Source organism: Janthinobacterium sp. YR213, assembly GCF_900099875.1.
Classification (GTDB): Bacteria; Pseudomonadota; Gammaproteobacteria; order Burkholderiales; family Burkholderiaceae_D; genus Janthinobacterium; species Janthinobacterium lividum.
The window spans coordinates 1-1,561 of sequence record NZ_FNDA01000015.1 but is presented as its reverse complement, the minus strand read 5'-3'; the positions used below and the strand labels follow the sequence as shown (position 1 = coordinate 1,561).

At 52.7% G+C, this 1,561-nt stretch carries 1 rRNA gene; it reads right to left on the bottom strand.

The features are described 5' to 3' along the window. Nucleotides 1-20 precede the first annotated feature (20 nt). A 16S ribosomal RNA gene (locus tag BLT98_RS28515) occupies nucleotides 21-1,551 on the bottom strand. Nucleotides 1,552-1,561 lie beyond the last annotated feature (10 nt).

Here is a 1,561-nt window from a genome sequence, read left to right as displayed (position 1 = left end):
CTGATTCGTGCAAACTCTAGAAAGGAGGTGATCCAGCCGCACCTTCCGATACGGCTACCTTGTTACGACTTCACCCCAGTCACGAATCCTACCGTGGTAAGCGCCCTCCTTACGGTTAAGCTACCTACTTCTGGTAAAACCCGCTCCCATGGTGTGACGGGCGGTGTGTACAAGACCCGGGAACGTATTCACCGCGACATGCTGATCCGCGATTACTAGCGATTCCAACTTCATGCAGTCGAGTTGCAGACTACAATCCGGACTACGATACACTTTCTGCGATTAGCTCCCCCTCGCGGGTTGGCGGCGCTCTGTATGTACCATTGTATGACGTGTGAAGCCCTACCCATAAGGGCCATGAGGACTTGACGTCATCCCCACCTTCCTCCGGTTTGTCACCGGCAGTCTCATTAGAGTGCCCTTTCGTAGCAACTAATGACAAGGGTTGCGCTCGTTGCGGGACTTAACCCAACATCTCACGACACGAGCTGACGACAGCCATGCAGCACCTGTGTACTGGTTCTCTTTCGAGCACTCCCCAATCTCTCGGGGATTCCAGCCATGTCAAGGGTAGGTAAGGTTTTTCGCGTTGCATCGAATTAATCCACATCATCCACCGCTTGTGCGGGTCCCCGTCAATTCCTTTGAGTTTTAATCTTGCGACCGTACTCCCCAGGCGGTCTACTTCACGCGTTAGCTGCGTTACCAAGTCAATTAAGACCCGACAACTAGTAGACATCGTTTAGGGCGTGGACTACCAGGGTATCTAATCCTGTTTGCTCCCCACGCTTTCGTGCATGAGCGTCAATCTTGACCCAGGGGGCTGCCTTCGCCATCGGTGTTCCTCCACATATCTACGCATTTCACTGCTACACGTGGAATTCTACCCCCCTCTGCCAGATTCTAGCCTTGCAGTCTCCAATGCAATTCCCAGGTTGAGCCCGGGGATTTCACATCAGACTTACAAAACCGCCTGCGCACGCTTTACGCCCAGTAATTCCGATTAACGCTTGCACCCTACGTATTACCGCGGCTGCTGGCACGTAGTTAGCCGGTGCTTATTCTTCAGGTACCGTCATTAGCAAGAGATATTAGCTCTCACCGTTTCTTCCCTGACAAAAGAGCTTTACAACCCGAAGGCCTTCTTCACTCACGCGGCATTGCTGGATCAGGCTTTCGCCCATTGTCCAAAATTCCCCACTGCTGCCTCCCGTAGGAGTCTGGACCGTGTCTCAGTTCCAGTGTGGCTGGTCGTCCTCTCAGACCAGCTACTGATCGATGCCTTGGTAGGCTTTTACCCTACCAACTAGCTAATCAGATATCGGCCGCTCCACGAGCATGAGGTCTTGCGATCCCCCACTTTCATCCTTAGATCGTATGCGGTATTAGCGTAACTTTCGCTACGTTATCCCCCACTCTAGGGTACGTTCCGATATATTACTCACCCGTTCGCCACTCGCCACCAGAGCAAGCTCCGTGCTGCCGTTCGACTTGCATGTGTAAGGCATGCCGCCAGCGTTCAATCTGAGCCAGGATCAAACTCTTCAGTTTAATCTCTGTT